Below are 17,442 nucleotides of genomic sequence, written 5' to 3' on the forward strand. Positions count from 1 at the left end.
CCGACGTCCTGTCCGCCCAACGCCGAGAACGCGCCAAAGTCCGCAGTGAACGCCAGCAACGCTGGGGCCGCCCACGACTCAAAGCCGCCTGACCAAACCCCGCCAACGTTCGTGGCCAACGCACTAGAGGGGGAGTTGGCGACAGCCCGATGCCGCCCCAACCAAGCAGGGTCTATATGGGCGCCACAAGGCGATGCCAGCGTGAACCGCCCCGGGTTCGATAGAGAGCTCAGATTGTGGTTGTGACCTGGGGTTTCGTGGTGGTCAGGTAATAGTTGGTCTCGTACTCGACGGGCGGGATGTGCCCTATCTCACCGTGGAGTCGGCGGTGGCAGTACCAATCGATCCACTCCGCGGTGGCCAGTTCGACCTCGGACAGCGTCCGCCAGGGTCTCTGCGGTTTGATCAACTCCGTTTTGTACAGACCGATCGTCGATTCCATCAGGGCGTTGACGCTCCTATAGTTGTCAACTCACTGCGGCAGGGTTTGTGGAGCGGGGCGGATCAGGTGGTAGACCTCGCGGATGACGTAGCGTTTGAGACAGCGAATGATCTCCCGTTTCGTCTTGCCCTCGGCGGTGCGGCGGGTGACGTAGGCGATGGTGGGCTGGTGGAATCGCATGCGGACGATGACGGTGCGGTAGATCGCGGCGTTGAGCTGGCGGTGGCCGCCGTGGTTGATGCGGTGCCTGCCGCTGGTCATCCCGGAGCCGGTGGGTACGGGTGCGATGCCCGCGAGTTTGGCGAGGGCGGCTTCGGACTTGATGCGCTCGGGATTGTCGCCGGCCACGACGAGGATTTCCGCGGCGGTGTCCACGCCGATACCGAAGGGTTCCAGCAGTTGTGGGGCGGTCCGGTCGACCAGCTCCGCGATCATCTGCGTTAGTTCCTTGGCCTCGGCGTCCAGGTACTGCCACCGTTTGGCGAGGGTCCGCAGGGCATGACGCAGCGCGTCCTCGGGCACTTCGAGGCGTTGGGGACGCAGGGCAGCCAGGTGCCGGGCCAGGGAGATCTGTGTCTTACCGGCGGTCTCGCGGCGGAGGGCGTCGGGGGCGTGGACGAGCATGGCCTTCATGGTGATCATGGCGCCGGAACGCTGTTCGACAGCCTGATCGTGGGCGACCTTGAGCTGCCGGATCATCTCGGCCCCGCCGTCGGCGCTCTTGGGGGTGGCTGTCGCGAACCCGGCCAGGACGGCGCGGGCGGCGTTCTCGGCGTCCAGGGTGTCGGACTTGCCGTTCATCCGCCGTAGCCGTCGGTCGGGCCGGCCGGCCTCGACCACCTTGTGCCCGGATCGGCGGAGGAACGAGGTCAGGGTGGCGCCGTAGGAGCCGGTGCCTTCGATCCCGAACGCGAGGATCCTGCCGAAGGATTCGGCCCAGTTGAGTAGTTGCTGGAAGCCGCCGGTGTCGGTGGGGATCGTCTGGGTCGCCAGGATGCCGCCGATCGTGTCCATCACGGCTGCGACGTGCACGTGCTTGTGCGTGTCGACACCGATCACAACGTACCCGGACCTGTGCTGTTCGTCGCTGTTCACTGTTCCTCCCGGTCGGTAGCGTGGAGTGCACGCTGTCGCCGGCCGGGCGGACAGGACTGTCACGGGGACGCTTTGACGAGTTGGCTCCAGGCTCCTATCAGGTCACGTCCGTCCGGCGGCAGCGCTTGCTGCGTGCCCGGCCGGCGGTCGACAGATCAACGCCAGGACACCCGTGGGGCCAGTCATAAGCAAGAGTCAGACCGACACGGCCGGGGCTACCCGATCCTTGCGGGATCCGGTACGAACAGACTGACAGTCGTACGCGTCTCCGACTGATCCAATGCTTGCCGCGATGCCGGCAGTGTCCAGATGCTCGGCGAGCTTGAAACTCGTGTACTGCGAACCGGCATCCGAGTGATGTATCAACTCACCTTTCTCGTAAGGGATTTGATCCCGGTCTCGTTGCCACAGGGCCATCTCCAGGGCGTCCAGGACGAGCTGGGTCTCCTTGCTGGTGGCGGCTGACCAGCCGACGATGCGGCGGGAGAAGGTGTCCACGACGAACGCGATGTAGACGACGCCGGACCAGGTCTTCACGTGCGTGAAGTCGGCGACCCAGCACCGGTTCGGCGCGCTCGCGACGAAGTTCCGGTCGAGGAGGTCCGGGGCCCGGTCGACCTGGCCGCCAGGGATCGTGGTGATGACCCGTTTGCCGCGGACCGCGCCGGTGATGCCGAGTTCGCGCATCAGTCGTTCGACGGTGCAGCGGGCGACCGGATGGCCCTGCCGGTTCAGTTCCCGCCAGATCTTTCTGGCCCCGTATACGCGGTAGTTGGTGGCGAATACCTCGTGGATGACCGGCTTAAGGTCCGCATCGCGCAGGGTGCGGAGCGAGGGCTCGGCCAGACGTTTCTTGTGGGCGTAATAGGTGGAAGGGGCGATCTTGCAGTCGTACTCGGTGAGCGCCCTGCAGATCGGCTCGACACCGCCGAAGCGGGCCCGGTGCTCGTCGATGAACGCTACGAGCGTGTGAGTGGCCGGTCGAGCTCGGCCGCGAAGAAACTCGCCGCGGCCTTCAGGATGTCGTTCGCCCGCTTGAGTTCGGCGTTCTCCTTCTTCAGCGCCTTGAGCTGGGCGGACTCCTCCGTCGTCGTCCCTGGGCGCTGGCCCGCGTCGATCTCGTGCTGCTTCAGCCAGTTCCGCAGCGTCTCGCGGGAACCGATACCGAGCTTCTCGGTAACCGCCTGCAGAGCAGCCGTCTCGGTCGGGTAGTCGTCGCGTACCTCGGCGACCATGCGCACCGCACGACGACGGAGCTCAAGCGGGTATCGGGAAGGTCGTGCCATGACTCGATCCTTTCACGAAATCGAGTCTCCATTCAAAGCGGGGCGGTTCAGCGAGTCCTGCCTACTTGCGGCGGCCCCTACCCAAGCTCGGAGATACTGGGGTTTCGTGACCCTCTAGGCGGCAGACACGACGCGAAGCGTTGTGGGCGTCACGGGACGACAATGACAGCAATGGACTAAGGAGTCGGCCCAGGTGGCGACCGCTACGGAGAATCCGCAGGGCGCAGCGAGCAGTGCCCCGAGTCCAGTGGCCCTACCGCCAGTCCCAGAACCGGGGCAGGTCGTCAAAGTCCGGGGCTCCACCTGGGCGGTCTCTGACGTCCAGCGGCAGGGCCTGCCGCGGAGCCCTGCCGACGAGGGCGTTGCCGGTCTCTCCCATGTGGTCAGCCTGCAGTCGCTGGACGAGGACCGGCTCGGGCAGGAGCTGACGGTGGTCTGGGAGCTGGAGGTCGGCCACACGGTCGCGCCGAACCAGGGCCTACCTGAAACCGTGCGCGCGGAGGCGTTCGACGACCCGAACACGCTCGCCGCGTTCGTGGACGCGGTCCGCTGGGGGGCGGTGACTTCTGCGGACGCGGACTCGTATCAGGCGCCCTTCCGAAGTGGCGCAAATGTCGAGGCATATCAGCTGGAGCCGCTGCGCCGGGCCCTGCAGTCCTCGCGTACGAACCTCCTCCTCGCGGACGATGTCGGCCTGGGCAAGACCATCGAGGCCGGCCTCGTCGTGCAGGAGCTGTTGCTGAGGCACCGTGCTCGTTCCGTGGTCATCGTTTGCCCGCCGAGCCTCTCGTTGAAGTGGCAGGACGAGATGCGGGAGAAGTTCGGCCTCGATTTCGTCATCGTCAACAGTGAGTTGATGGCGAAGGTGCGCCGCAGCCACGGGCTGAACGCCAACCCCTTCCGGCTCTTCCCCCGCGTGATCGTGAGCATGGCGTGGCTGCCGTCGCTTCGGGCACAGCGTCTGCTGCGCGACGTGCTGGCCGGTGTGCGCAGCTCCGGCACAGCCCGGCGGTACGCGTTCGACGCGCTGGTAGTCGACGAGGCTCACCATGTGGCGCCGGCCAGCCCGACGACGGCTCCGGGGCAGCGCGGCTATGCGGTGGACAGCAAGCGAACGACCGCGACCAAGAAGCTCGCGGAGGCATGCGAACACCGGTTGTTCCTGAGCGCGACGCCGCACAACGGCTACTCGGAGTCGTTCACCGCCCTCCTGGAGATGATCGACGGCCGCCGGTTCACTCGCGGCGCGAGCATCGATGAGAAGGCGCTGAAGGAGGTGATGGTGCGCTGGCTGAAGACCGACCTGCCCGACAAGGGATTCAAGGCTCGGAAGCTCGGGACCCTCCCGTTCACACCGTCCGAAGAGGAGCAGCAGCAGTTCGAGCGGCTGGAGCGGCTCCTGACGGATAGCGCCCGCGCGAACGGCAAGGGATCGGGCGGCGACATCGTCGCGATGCTGCTGAAGAAGCGGTTCCTATCCAGCCCCTGGTCATTCGCCCGCACCCTTGAGCTGTACGAGGAGGCTGGCGACGGTGACCGGCAGCTGCGGGTAGACGACGAGTACGCGTACTTCACGGAGGTCCTGGGCAGCGCCCAGTCCGACGAGGAGGAAGGCGCAGCCGAGCACCCTGAGTTCACCGCGCTGCGCCACTCGAAGGGCTCGGACCCCCTGGTCGCGGCCACCAGCAGCGAGATCGCCTCGCTCGTCGAGTGGGGGCGTGGCTATGAGCACAAGCCGGACACCCGGCTGGAAGAACTGCTGTCCTTCCTGAGTACCATCTGCCGCCCCGACGGCCGCCACTGGACCAACGAACGGGTCGTGGTGTTCACCGAGTACGCGGCCACCCTCGACTGGATCGCCGGCATCCTGCGCCAGCGCGGCTACAACGACGTGCTCGAGGTCATCCAGGGCTCGACTCCCACCGAGGAGCGGGAGAAGATCCGCGCCCGGTTCACCGAGAGCCCCGACAAGCACCCGGTCCGCGTCCTGCTCGCCACCGACTCCGCGGGCGAGGGCATCGACCTGCAGACCCACTGCCACCGCCTGGTGAACTTCGACATCCCCTTCAACCCGTCTCGCCTGGAACAGCGCATCGGCCGGATCGACCGGTACGGGCAGACCAAGAACCCGGAGATCTTCCACTTCGTCCCCGTCTCCAGCTCCACGACGTACGACGCGGACATGAAGTTCATGGGAATCATCGCGACGAAGGTCGGGCGGGCCACCGAGGACCTTGGCAAGGTCAACCAGGTCATCGACGCGGAGGTGCAGGAACACTTCGCTCCCACCCGTACAACGCGCAAGGCCCGGCTGACCGCGCCGGACGATGCCAACGAGGTGATCACCCGGGTACTGGCCGGCGGTATCGACCTGAACCGCAAGCTGACCCAGCTGTCGGACACCTACAGCGAGTCCAAGGCCGCCATGCACCTCACGCCCGCCAACGCGCGCCGGGTCGTAGACACCGCGCTCACCCTGACCGCCCAGCCCCCGCTCGTCGAGATCGGCGACGACCGCACCGAAGCACAGGTCTTCGAGATCCCGAACCTAGGCCGCACCTGGCAGCCGGCGCTGCGCGGCCTGGACACCCGCCTTGAACCGGGCGTGCTGCGCCCCATCACCTTCGACGACCAAGCCGCCCAACAGCGCACCGACCTCGTCCACATCCACCTCGGACACGCCCTCATGCAGCGGGCCACCCGCACCCTGCGCTCCGCGCTGTTCAGCACGGACTCCCCGGTCCACCGAGTCACCGCCGTCATCGCCCCCGATCTTCCCCAATCCTGTGTCGCCGCCGTCTCCCGGCTCGTCCTGGTCGGCCGCGGCGGGCTGCGCCTCCACGAGGAGGTCTTCCTCACCGGTGTCCGCCTGCGCGGCCAGGCACTCGCGGAGTCCAAGGTCGAACAGGTCCTCGATGAAACGCTCGACTCCGAGAAGCTGCTCCTCGCAGAGGAGAACGTACGTGCCCACCTCACCGAGCAGTGGAACGACGACGGCGCACGGTTGCGCAGCCGCCTGCTGACTGCGATGGAACGCAAGAGCGCCAGCCGCCAGGAGAAGGTCACCGAAGCTCTCACGCAGCGCCGGGACTCCGACATCGCGCGCGCCCACGAGATCTTCGGCGCGTTCCGGATCAACCTGCGCGAGTCCCGTGACCGTCTGGAGCAGGCCATCCGCGCCGAGGAGGAGCTGCTATTCACCGACGACCAGCAAAAGCAGCGCCGCCGCGACCTGCACCACATGAACGAACGCCTGGAAAGCCTGGGCGACGAGGAAGAGCGCGAGATCGCGTCGATCCGGGAGCGCTACAGCGACATCAGGCCCTATATGTCGGCCGCCGCGGTCGTGTTCGCTCTCACCCCCGAAGACGCGAAGAACGGAATGGTTAAGGCATGAGCCGCAAGTACGCCCCGACCGCCGTCGACCTGCATCGTGCATGGCTCGAACTCGTCGACACCGATGGCCCGTTCCTCGCCGTCCCCGCCCTGGAACGCCTCTGGCCCCAGGGCATCCCCCAGCCCGATGCCCGTGCACTCGACGCCATCAAGGACGCCAAGCCAGCCTTCGAGAAGGCGTGGGAGAACTGGGACGAGTACCCGGACGACGACGCCGCCCTCGATATTTACCGCGAGGCCCGCGACACCTGGGTCGACCTCGTCCTGCGCCAGGGCCTGCGCTGGGGTGCCTCCTATACAGTGCTGGCCCCGGCCGCTGCCGAGATTCACTCTCCCGACTACAGCGTCTCCGTAGGCGCCACTGGCGCCCTCATCCACGGCGACACCACCGGGGCGCTCGTCCTCATCACCGACCCCGCGGAGTCCCTGCGCGATCCGCTCACCGACGGCTGGTCGGCCAGTCCCATCGACCGTATGGAGGAGCTGCTGCGCGCCTCCGGCGTGCCCATCGGCGTCGTCACCGACGGCCGCTGGTGGGCCCTCGTCAGCGCCCGCCCGCAGACTATGGTCGCCTCTGGCATCGTCGACGCCCAGACTTGGATCGAAGAGCCCCAGACCCGCAACGCCTTCATCGAACTCCTCCAGCGACGCCGCCTGATCGGTGGCAAGCCAAAGGACCGACTCACCGAACTGTTCGGCGAGTCTGTGACCGCTGCCGAGAAGATCACCGAAGCGCTCGGCACCCAGGTCCGCCGCGCCGTCGAACTCATCGTCCAGGCCCTGTCCGAAGGTGCCCTGGAGGCGCGGCGACGCGGCGAGGCCGACCCTCTGCCAGCGCAGCGCGGAGAGGTCTACGGGGGCGCCGTTACCGTCATGATGCGCGTGGTTTTCCTCCTCTTCGCCGAAGAGCGCGGGCTGCTGCCCCAGAGCCGGCTCTTCGCGATGGGCTACGGAATCAGCGACGAACTCGACCTCCTTGACGCGCGGGAGAAGGAGGAAGGTGAACAGGCCCTCGACGCCACCTTCCTGACCTGGCACCGGCTCCTTGCCACCTCCCAGGCCCTGTACCGGGGCGCGTCCTTCGAAGACCTCCGCCTGCCCGAGTACGGCGGCTCTCTGTTCGACCCTGCCCGCTTCGGCTTCCTCACCGCCTGCGACTCCCAGGACACTCTGGCCATCACGGTCAGCGACCGCGTCATGCTCGAAGTCCTGCGCGCCGTCCAGATCGCCCAACTGCCCGGCGGGGCCCGCCGGATCTCCTTCCGCGACATCGACGTCGAACAGATCGGCTACATCTACGAGGGTCTCCTCGGCTACTCCTGCGAGCCCGCCGAAGAGATCGTTGTCGGCCTGACCGGTAGCGCGGGCTCCGAACCCGAGGTCCCCCTCGCCACGCTCGAAGAACTCAGCACGGTCAAGCACACCGAAGCCGCGCTGACCGATGCGATCCTCGCCTGGGTCAAGGTGAACCAGCCTGCGGCCAAGCCGTCCAGCAAAGCCGCCCTCGGCAAGGCGCTGAAGGCGGGCGAGACCCTCGACGACATCGAGATCGCCCTGCGCGACGTCACCGATGACCCCGAACTACGCGAGCGGCTAAGACCGTTCATCGGCATCATCCGCCGCGACCTACGAGGCCGTCCCCTCGTCGTCGAGCCCGGCGGTGTCCTGTTGGTGGAGACCCCCTCGCGGGCCTCGGCGGGCGCGCACTACACACCGCGCTCGCTGGCCGAGGAAGTCGTCCGGTACGCGCTTGAGCCTCTCGTCTACGCACCCGGTCCGCACCAGACCGCCAACCAGGACGCATGGCGACCACTCGACTCTGACCAGATTCTCGAACTGCGCATCGCCGACATCGCCTGCGGCTCGGGAGCCTTCCTCGTGGCCGCAGCCCGCTACCTAGCTGATCGCCTCGTCGAGGCATGGCAGCGCGAGAGGGTGGCGTACGGAAGGACACCACACGACCTGCTCGTCCACGCCATAAGGACCGTCGTCGCGACCTGCCTGTACGGCGCCGACATCAACGGCATGGCCGTGGAGATGTGCAAGCTGTCACTGTGGCTGGTGTCGTTGGACCCGAAGCTTCCGTTCTCTTTCGTCGATGACAAGGTGCTGCACGGCAACGCCCTCCTCGGTCTGACCGACGCCGACCAGCTACGCCGCCTCCACATCGACCCCACCGCGGCAGGCAATCAGTTCAGCGTGTTCGCTCTGGACGTAGACGATATCCTGGACCAGGCCACCCGCCTGCGACGCCAGCTCGCCAGCGAGGTCGACGACAACGACCCGCAGCGCTCGGCCGCCACCAAGCGTCGGCAGTGGCGCCGGTACCAGGAACTGACCGAGCAACTCGCTGACGTCGCCGACGGCGTGATCGCGGCAGGGCTGCAATGGGGCGGCAAGCCTGGCAAGCATCTCAAGGCAGCGTACGAGAACCTGCGCATCGCCGTGGAAAGCGCGTACCCCGCCGGAGGCGAGGACGCAGAGCGTGATCGGACGATGCTCGACGGCATCCAGGAGGCCGGACTTTCTCCGACCGTGACAACGGACTACACACGATGGAAGCCGCTGCACTGGATTCTGGCGGTGCCGGATGTGATGGAACGAGGTGGGTTCGACGCCATTATCGGCAATCCACCATTTCTCGCCGGTTCCGACATCACGGGGGTGATGGGGACGAACGTCCGGGATTGGCTCGTTGAGGTATGCGCTTCCGGGCATCGCGGAAATGCCGACGTGGTAGCGTACTTCTTCCTTCGCGCCGAAAAACTCCTCACCCCGGCAGGGGGACTCGGCCTAATTGCAACGAACAGTATCGCCCAAGGGAAGAGTCGCGAGGTAAGCCTCGATAAAATGACTCAAAACGGCTTCACCATTACTCGGTCCATTCAAAGCCGACCATGGCCTGCCGCGAGCGCCAGCCTAGAATACGCGGCAATTTGGGGAACCTGCCGTACAGTGGCGAGTGACACCCCGAGGTTTGCGGACGATGTCGCGGTACGGCGAATTTCGACACTCTTGGAACCTACGGGGAGGGTTGAAGGTAATCCCCTCCGGTTGGCCGAAAATCTCGGCGTCACTTTCGAGGGATGCAAGCCTACGGGTTCAGGCTTTGTAGTTACGTCAATCGAAGCAGCAGAGTGGGCAGAGGCCGACCCTCGAAATTCCGATGTGGTTCTCCCGTACCTCGGAGGCGAGGACCTCAATTCTCGCCCAGACAGCTCCGCTTCTCGCCACATCATCGACTTTACTAATCACCAAGAAGAATCAGCAAAACGGTACGCATTGCCGTACGAGAGGGCGCTCGAACAAGTCAGACCGCAGCGCCTTAAGAATAATCGAAAGGTTTATCGCGACTACTGGTGGCAGTTCGCCGAGAAACGCCCTGGCCTACGCAAGGCTATTTCAGAACTGAGCGAAGTCCTTGCCATGCCCAGGCACTCTGTCACTGCTATGCCGAGCCGGATTTCCAACGACCGAGTATTTGGTGACGCACTGGTGGTATTTGCGACCGACTCATTCTTTGATCAGGCAGTGCTCTCGTCGGCGCCGCATCAAATGTGGGCGATCAAATACGGATCTGGCCTACGCAAGGATCCGCGGTACACCCCGTCTGGCGTGTTCGAAACCTTCCCCCTGCCACCAGCAGACGATGGCCGACTGGCCGAACTTGGCAGAATTCTCCACACTGAGCGCCGTGAGATCATGTTGCGCCGAGGTCTCGGCCTGACCAAGGTTTACAACCTGGTCAACGACCCCGGCATCGCTGACAGCGCCGACCCTGACGTGGCCCGCCTGCGCGAGATCCACGTCGAGCTCGACCGAGCCGTCATGGCCGCCTACGGTTGGGACGAGGTCTCCCTGGATCACGGCTTTCACACCTATCGCCAGATGGAGCGCTGGACGGTGAGCCCCGCCGCCCGGGTGGAGATCCTCGACCGCCTCCTTGAAGAGAACCACCGCCGGGCTGCCTCACAAGGCGTTGTCAGTCCCTCCGACAGCAATGAAGCCACCGAGGAAGAGGAGGGCGACGAGTGACCACCCCCCAGCGCAACAACGCCCAGCCCACCGCCGGCACCCCCCAGGCCCCGCCGTATCGCCTCGCCCTTGACCCCGACGACCGTTCCTGGACGGCACGCGAGAACCTGGTCGACATCTTGGAGCGGGAGCTCCTCGGCCCGGCCAACGGCCCGGAAGAGATCCTCGAAGGCGTCCCCGACTCGGCGTACCTGATCGGCCGGATCGCGCCCGTACGACTCACCGCCGGCCGCGCTGACCCTGGCGAGGCGGGCTCGAACGAGGCCGCTAGCGACGTAGGCGATGCCGTGGACGCCGCCGAGAGCCGGGGTGTCCCACTGACCGCGGTCGATGACAGCAGTGCCAGTTCGGATGAGGACGAGGTCGAGGACCAGCCGCAGAAACGCGGATTGATGATCCCGGCGTCGATGGGGCTTCGGTGCCAGATCCCCGACGACCTGGACGAGTTCACGGTCACCGCCTCGTGGGGCACATACGAGCCGGTGAAGGAGAAGCGTGGTGAGGGCGTAGACGCCAGCGAGGGCGAGGCGCCCGCTCCTGCCTTCCGCCGTTTCCAGCGCACCCCCCACGCCATCGCCAAGACGATCAGGGTCGCTGACCTGGGGCCGTCCCGAACGACGGAGATCACACTCAAGGACAAGATCGTGCTCCGGGTGGATCGCTACGACGACACCGAGCGTGGCTGCCGGTTGATAGAGGTGGCGCTCTGCAACGACCGGGAGACCCCGCGCAAGATCCCGGTTGAAGCATGGCTGTACCAGACGAAGCTGTCGGTGTCGGCAGGCGGGGCAGAGGTCTTCCTGCCGGTCAACGACGTACTTCTCGATACGCGTGAGGAGCAGGACGACGAGCTGCGTCGGCTGCGGCTGCAGTACCGCAATCGTCTGGAGTTCGCTCACGGTCGAACCTGCTCGGTGGACTGGAAGACCGTCGAGGGGGCACGCAGGGCGAGCAAGGTCTGGACGACGTGGCTGCCGGTGAGCGAGACGCCGCAGACGGCTGCCGAGGAGATCGGTGCGGCCCTGTTGGACATGCGCAAGCTCCAGGGAGCGTCAACCGTCGAGCTGCGCACAGGACTTGAACCAATCGTCGCGGGTTACACGGCCTGGTTGGACGACGAGCAGCGGAGAGCCGAGGCCCTTCCGGATCATTTGCGGTCCGAGGGCCTGGAAGCGGTTGAGGACGCGCGCCGGGTACAGCACCAGCTCGCCGACGGACTGGAGTTTCTTCTCGGGGACGAGGAGGCGTTGCGCTGCTTCCGATTCATGAACCGGGTGATGGCCGATCAGCGTGTGCAGTCGCAGGTCGCGGAGCGGCGGGCGAGCGCACCCGAGGAGGGCATTGACGAGGCCCGCGAAGCGATCCTTGCCGACAAGAAGGAACGGGCGCATTCGTGGCGTACCTTCCAGCTGGCCTTCGTGCTCATGCAGTTGCCGATGCTGTCCGATCCGGCGGCTGAGAAGCGGTCGGGAGATCTGGCCAAGGCGCAGCTGCTGTTCTTCCCGACCGGTGGTGGCAAGACGGAGGCGTATCTCGGTCTTGCCGCGTATACCTTCGCGATCAGGCGCCGTCAGGGCGTCGTGGATGCCTTTGACGGACCGCTGGATGGACGGTCTGGGGTAGCTGTCCTCATGCGGTACACGCTGCGCCTGCTCACTGCTCAGCAGTTCCAGCGTGCCACCACGCTGGTGTGCGCGGCTGAGCTGGCGCGGCGCGATGACGTGGCGACGTGGGGGGATGAGCCGTTCCGGATCGGCCTGTGGGTCGGGACCGATGTGAGTCCGAAGCGGTACGACGAGGCTGCCGATCAGCTACAGAAAGCCCATGGGGGCCGTGGCTATCGACTGACGGTGCTGCAGATCCAGCGTTGCCCGTGGTGCGGGACCCGGGTCGAGGCGCGGGATGTACGCACAGAGCCCGCGCTGCGCCGGGTGTATGTGTACTGCGGTGACGAGCTGGCCGAGTGCCCGTTCGCCGACGGCGGTGAGGTCCCCAACGGGCTGCCGGTGCTCACGGTGGACGAGGAGATCTACCGTCTCGCGCCGGCGTTCGTCATCGCCACGGTGGACAAGTTCGCCCGCCTGGCCCGCGAGGGCGAGGCCGCCTCGCTCTTCGGGCATGTCTCGCGGCATTGCGAGCGGCACGGCTTCGTCCACCCCGACTATCAGCAGTGCGACATCAAGGACGGCAGCAAGCACCCCAAGAAGGACAGCCACCCGGCCGCCCACGTACGTCCGGCCATGCGGCTGCGGCCCCCGGATCTTGTCATCCAGGACGAACTGCACCTGATCACCGGAGCGCTCGGCACCACGGTCGGTCTGTTCGAGGTGGCCATCGATGTAATGACCGACTGGCGGACGAAGGACGGGCGCCCGGTGCGCCCGCTCCTTGTCGCCTCCACCGCCACCGCACGCAACGCATCCGACCAGGTATGTGCCCTGTATGGGCGGGACGTCACCATCTTCCCGCCGCAGGTCCTGGACGCCGGGAACACGTTCTTCTCCAAGGAGATCCCAGTCTCCGAGAAGAACCCCGGGCGCCGGTACGTCGGGGTCAGCACGACGGGAGTGCGTTTGACCACGGCGGAGATCCGGGTTGCCGAGGTCCTCATGGCCGGCGGGCAACTGCTGATTGACCGCTCGGGCAGCGTGGCCGACCCGTATATGAGCCTGGTCGGCTACTTCAGCGCCACCCGTGAACTGGCGGGCATGGCACGCTATATGAGCGACGACATCCAGACTGCGCTCGCCAAGGGACGCCCCTGGTCGAAGCTGCCTCGCCGCACCGGCACCGACTTCGGTTCGCTGCACGTCGCCGAGCTGACGTCACGGGTGGCCAGCGCCGACATCACTGCGACGCTGGACCAGATGGCCATGTCGTTTGATCCCGGCTTCGATTCCACGGCGGGCAAGCGCAACCGGCGCGCCTTGCGGGAGGCGAAGAAGCCGGATCTCACCCGCGAGGTCAATCCGTACGACGTGGTACTGGCCACCTCCATGCTGCAAGTGGGCGTCGACGTACCCCGGCTCGGCCTGATGCTCGTGGTCGGCCAGCCGAAGAACACCGCCGAGTACATTCAGGCGTCTTCCCGCGTCGGCCGCGACGGCGCCCGGCCGGGGCTGGTTCTGGCACTGGGGAACTGGGCGCGGCCCAGGGACCTCGCCCACTTCGAGCAGTTCCGGCACTATCACGAGACGTTCTATGCGCAGGTCGAGGCGCTCTCGGTCACACCGTTCTCGGTGACCTCCTTGGAGCGCGGCCTGGACGGTGTCTTGGTCAGCGCGGCCAGGGTCCTGCAGGCCACCAGGGCCGGTCACGGCCAGGGGCTGTCCCCGGAGGACGGTGCAGCGCGTATCGAGTCCGAGCAGCACTTCGCAGGTGAGCTCATCGAAGCCCTCGTACGCCGAATCGCCCGGGCTGGCGATGAGGACGCCGCCGACCGCGCCCGCCTGCGCCTGGAGAACCGGCTCGACCAGTGGGGCAAGCGGCGCAAGCACCTCATGGACCTACGCAAGTCCCTGGTCTACGAAAAGGTCTTGGACGACACCCGACACGACGCGCTGATGATGAGCGCGGAGAACGCCAAGGCAGGCATCGACACCCGGGACGCGCCTCCGTTCATCGTCGCGAACTCGATGCGTGAGGTTCAGCCGGAGATCAACTTGCTAGTAAGTCCGATCAAGGAACGTCTGGTGTACCGGGCGCCTGACTACGCCCCGAAGTGGCAGATGCCGGAGGAAAACTCGTGAGTGACGAGACCCGATTCGTCCACGACGTCGCTCACGCCGTCGACCCGCTGGGCGACCTGGAGCAGGAGGCGGAGAAGGCCACCAAGCACAACCGCGCCAAAGTCGGCTCGGCCCGCCCCTCCTCCCTGCTCTACACCTACGGCCCCGGTGCGATCATGGACCTGCCACAGTTCACGATCATGCCCACCGGGCTCGACGAGTGGGACCGCATCTGGCAGCGGCGCGAATCCGCACCCCCACAGATCCACGCCCCGCGGCTACGGAACGTGGTGCGCTGGATGATGGGATCACCCGACGTGCAGCTGCGGCCGTATCCGTGGCAGCCGAAGAAATACAGCCGCTCCGCCGAAGGCAACGACCTCGGCGTCCCCTCCCGCGTCTTCCCACAGTGGCTGCGGTGCACGGGCTGCGACATGCTCGGACTGCTCGCGCAGTTCGACTACCGCAATACGCATCCCTTCCGCACAGACCTGGCCGTCTTCGAACACACCAAGTGCACGGGCCGCGCGGGAACCGGCCCACGCAAAGCGATGCGGCGCACCGCCATCCCGGCCCGGTACCTGCTGGCCTGTGTGGACGGGCACCTGGATGAGTTCCCGTACGACCTGTGGGTGCACCGCGGGCAACCGTGCAGCAAAGCGGAACTGCCCGCCCTGAAGATGGTCGACCGGACCGCCGGCAAGGGGGCCTCGGCTGTTATCCACTGCGCTTCGTGCGGTCTGCGCCGCCCGATGAACGAGGCCCAGGGCGAGGCCGGTAAGGCGAAACTTCCCCAGTGCCGCGGGCGACACCCTCACCTGGACGCCTTCGAGCCCAAGGGCTGCCGCAACGAAACCCGCCTCATGCTCGTCGGTGCCTCCAACCTGTGGTTCCCTGCCACCCAGTCGATCGTCGTCATGCCGGAGTCCCAGGAGGAGAAGGCCAGCGACCTGGCCGACCGGGTCCGCACCGCGCTCGGCGACAAACTCGCCAAGTACCGCACCAACCTCGACCTGATCAGGGACCTGCTCGGCATGGACGGTGGCGTCGACGTCACCGGTCTGTCCGACCATGACCTGGAACAAGTCCTTCATGTTGCCTCCGCGCCCACTGAGACTCCCGAGGAGCAGGAAGAGAAGCTCCGCGACTGGGACCCGGTCGACCTCCTCGTCCCCGAATGGCGCTACCTGCTGCGCGACATCGTCGGCACCCGCGTCGAAGACCCCAAAAGCGGACTCACTCTCGCCACCCGCGAGCGAGGCGACACACTGCAGCCGGAAATCACCCGCGTCCTCGCGGTCGAACGCCTCCGCAAGGTGAACGCCCTGGTCGGCTTCACCCGGATCGACGACATGGACCGAGTAGGAGATCTCCCCCGCCGGCTGGCCCCGCTGACCCGGACGCCGCGACCGGCCTGGACTGTAGCAACCGAAGACCGGGGGGAGGGTATCTTCATCCAGCTCGACGAAAACGCGGTCGCTGCATGGGAGAAGCGCGTCCTGGACACCGACCTGTGGACGTCCCACCGCGACGCGCACCGCAGGAACTTCGAGCGCCGCTTCTCCGACACCGCAGGCCAGGTCGACCCTGACACCCGCCTGAAGCCTCCGCGCTACTGGCTCGTCCACACCTTCGCCCACACCCTGATCCGCGAACTCGCCCTCACCTGCGGATACTCGGCTGCCAGCCTCAGCGAGCGCCTCTACGCCTGGCCTGCCGCCGAAGGCCGCGACCCATCAGCCGGACTTCTCATCTGCACCACCGCCTCCGACAGCGACGGCACCCTCGGCGGCCTCGTGCAGCTCAGCGAGCCCTCGCGCCTCCAGCGAGTCGTCGACAGCGCGCTGCGCAAAGCCACACGCTGCTCCTCCGACCCCATCTGCTCCAGGCGCACTCCGCAGGACCCCGAGGACTTCCTCCACGGCGCCGCCTGCCATTGCTGTGTGATGGCATCAGAGACCTCCTGCGAGCGCGCCAACCGCTTCCTCGACCGACGCTTCCTCCTCAACCTGCCCGGCAGCGACCTCGGGTACTTCCGAGTCAATGAGTGAGACAGACGCACCACGACAGCTCGGCCAGCTCCTCACCGGGACCGAAGCCAAAGGCATCGCGGACCGGCTGGCCGACGGCGACACCCTCAGTACCGCGCTCAAATTCGTGGCGGCCGGCCAGCGAGCAGAAGTCCGGCATCTGCTGCAGGCCGTAGCTAGCAACGACGAGGCATCGAACCAGCAGATCCGCGTCCTGCGTGCGATCGAGGGCGCCCGGGCGCTGCCGACCACACTGTCGCCGCTGTGGACCATGCCCGGGCACCTCGCCCAGACCGGGCCGCTCACCACCTCGGTGACCCGCCTCGTCGACAGCGCGCGCCACGCCATCACATGCTCGACCTTCAACTTCCAACGGAGCTCGTCACTTTGGAAGTCACTACGGGAAGCTGCACAGCGCGACGACGTCGCCGTCCGTGTCTACATGGACACCCGGGCCGCCGATGACAGCGGACAGCACTGGTCTCCGACGACCGAACAAGTCGCCGCTCACCTGGCACCAGCCGCGGTCTGGCGCACCAAGGAGTTCGACGGCACGTACGTCCGCAACCATGCCAAGTTCCTAGCCATCGATCACCACCTTCTACTGGTGACCAGCGCGAACTTCTCCTGGAGCGCAGAGAACAACAACGTCGAGTTCGGCGTCCTCATCGACAACCCGAACCTCACGGAAGCTGTCGAGCGCGAGCTGCGGGAGACTGAAGGGGCCCTGTACGAACGAGTCTCCTGACGGTGCCAGATTCGAGTTGAGCTCGACCAGAAGGACTGGCGGAGGGAACCCGGATGATCTCATCGCCACCCCAATCACTTCTTACTGCCGCTCGATTAGGGCTGCGGACAGCCGTGTCCGGCATAAACGTGCTCGAACTGCGCGCAGTGACCAAACATGCGGCAGGTAAAGGCAGGCGTCGGAATAACCCCGCAGATGCCGACCGCGTTATGAGTTGACTGGCATCGTTAACTGGGCTGGGTCCGCGTTGCTACTGAAAGTTGGTCACCGTGCTGCGTCGCGAGGGTGCTGACTCCGTGCGGCGGGGGCAAGCTGGCGGATCCGCTGGAGGACGGGGTACTGCTCGTCGCGGCGTACTGCCCAAGCTCCGCGTGGTGCGGTCGGGCAGGTTCAACTCCCGCTCGTACTCGCCCTCGGAGTAGAAGCACTGTCAGGGCATGTCCTCCGCGCCGCCGCGCGCAGGGTAGGAGGCGAACGCGCCCTCGTCCTCCAGGTTGTCGAGAGCGGCGGCTGTCGCACAGACCTCCTACTCAGGCTGCTGGCCTACCTGTTCCGACGCCCAGACGAAGCACGTCCGCGCCTACGGGTTCCACCCGACGTTCGCCAGCCCCGCTGGAGCGATCATGGCGGGCACAGCCCGCACCCTTGACTCTTGCTCCGTAGTCGTCGAGCGCAGCTGTCG

Annotated in this window: 8 protein-coding genes and 1 pseudogene; 5 read left to right on the forward strand and 4 right to left on the reverse strand. The window is 66.3% G+C overall.

The window, feature by feature from the left end:
* Positions 1-229: 229 nt before the first annotated feature.
* The 4 genes and pseudogenes from QMK30_RS32085 to QMK30_RS32100 all read right to left on the reverse strand — a co-directional run.
* Positions 230-451 (reverse strand): annotated as a pseudogene (locus QMK30_RS32085) (integrase core domain-containing protein); the annotation flags it as partial.
* Between the two features lie 21 nt (positions 452-472).
* Positions 473-1,537, reverse strand: coding sequence for an IS110 family RNA-guided transposase (locus QMK30_RS32090; protein ID WP_283521835.1), 1,065 nt, complete (start codon positions 1,535-1,537; stop codon positions 473-475).
* Between the two features lie 195 nt (positions 1,538-1,732).
* A complete protein-coding gene (locus QMK30_RS32095) occupies positions 1,733-2,491 on the reverse strand; it encodes an IS3 family transposase (protein ID WP_283521879.1) in 759 nt (252 codons plus the stop codon).
* Between the two features lie 5 nt (positions 2,492-2,496).
* Complete coding sequence (locus QMK30_RS32100; RefSeq protein WP_283521836.1) at positions 2,497-2,823, reverse strand: transposase; 327 nt, start codon at positions 2,821-2,823, stop codon at positions 2,497-2,499.
* 193 nt (positions 2,824-3,016) lie between these two features.
* On the opposite strand from QMK30_RS32100, the gene drmD reads away from it, so the two are divergent.
* The 5 genes from drmD to drmC are packed head-to-tail and all read left to right on the forward strand — an operon-like array spanning position 3,017 to position 16,760.
* A complete protein-coding gene (gene drmD, locus QMK30_RS32105) occupies positions 3,017-6,220 on the forward strand; it encodes a DISARM system SNF2-like helicase DrmD (protein ID WP_283521837.1) in 3,204 nt (1,067 codons plus the stop codon).
* Positions 6,217-10,254 (forward strand): Eco57I restriction-modification methylase domain-containing protein, encoded by a 4,038-nt coding sequence (locus QMK30_RS32110; RefSeq protein ID WP_283521838.1) that lies wholly within the window; start codon positions 6,217-6,219, stop codon positions 10,252-10,254. The genes drmD and QMK30_RS32110 overlap by 4 nt, the downstream gene beginning before the upstream one ends.
* A complete protein-coding gene (drmA, locus tag QMK30_RS32115; protein ID WP_283521839.1) occupies positions 10,251-14,003 on the forward strand; it encodes a DISARM system helicase DrmA in 3,753 nt (1,250 codons plus the stop codon). The genes QMK30_RS32110 and drmA overlap by 4 nt, the downstream gene beginning before the upstream one ends.
* Entirely contained in the window at positions 14,000-16,033 is a 2,034-nt protein-coding gene (drmB, locus tag QMK30_RS32120) for a DrmB family protein (RefSeq protein WP_283521840.1), read from the forward strand. The genes drmA and drmB overlap by 4 nt, the downstream gene beginning before the upstream one ends.
* Positions 16,026-16,760 carry a DISARM system phospholipase D-like protein DrmC gene (drmC, locus tag QMK30_RS32125; RefSeq protein ID WP_283521841.1) on the forward strand — a complete coding sequence of 245 codons (735 nt, stop codon included), beginning with the start codon at positions 16,026-16,028 and terminating at the stop codon, positions 16,758-16,760. The genes drmB and drmC overlap by 8 nt, the downstream gene beginning before the upstream one ends.
* Positions 16,761-17,442 lie beyond the last annotated feature (682 nt).

This window comes from Streptomyces sp. H27-C3 (genome assembly GCF_030063415.1).
Classification (GTDB): domain Bacteria; phylum Actinomycetota; class Actinomycetes; order Streptomycetales; family Streptomycetaceae; genus Streptomyces.

Excerpts from the sequence above, each read along its gene's own strand:
- QMK30_RS32100 (WP_283521836.1), bottom strand. The coding sequence starts at position 2,823 with ATGGCACGACCTTCCCGATACCCGCTTGAGCTCCGTCGTCGTGCGGTG.
- QMK30_RS32110 (WP_283521838.1), top strand. The coding sequence starts at position 6,217 with ATGAGCCGCAAGTACGCCCCGACCGCCGTCGACCTGCATCGTGCATGG.
- drmC (WP_283521841.1), top strand. The coding sequence starts at position 16,026 with ATGAGTGAGACAGACGCACCACGACAGCTCGGCCAGCTCCTCACCGGG.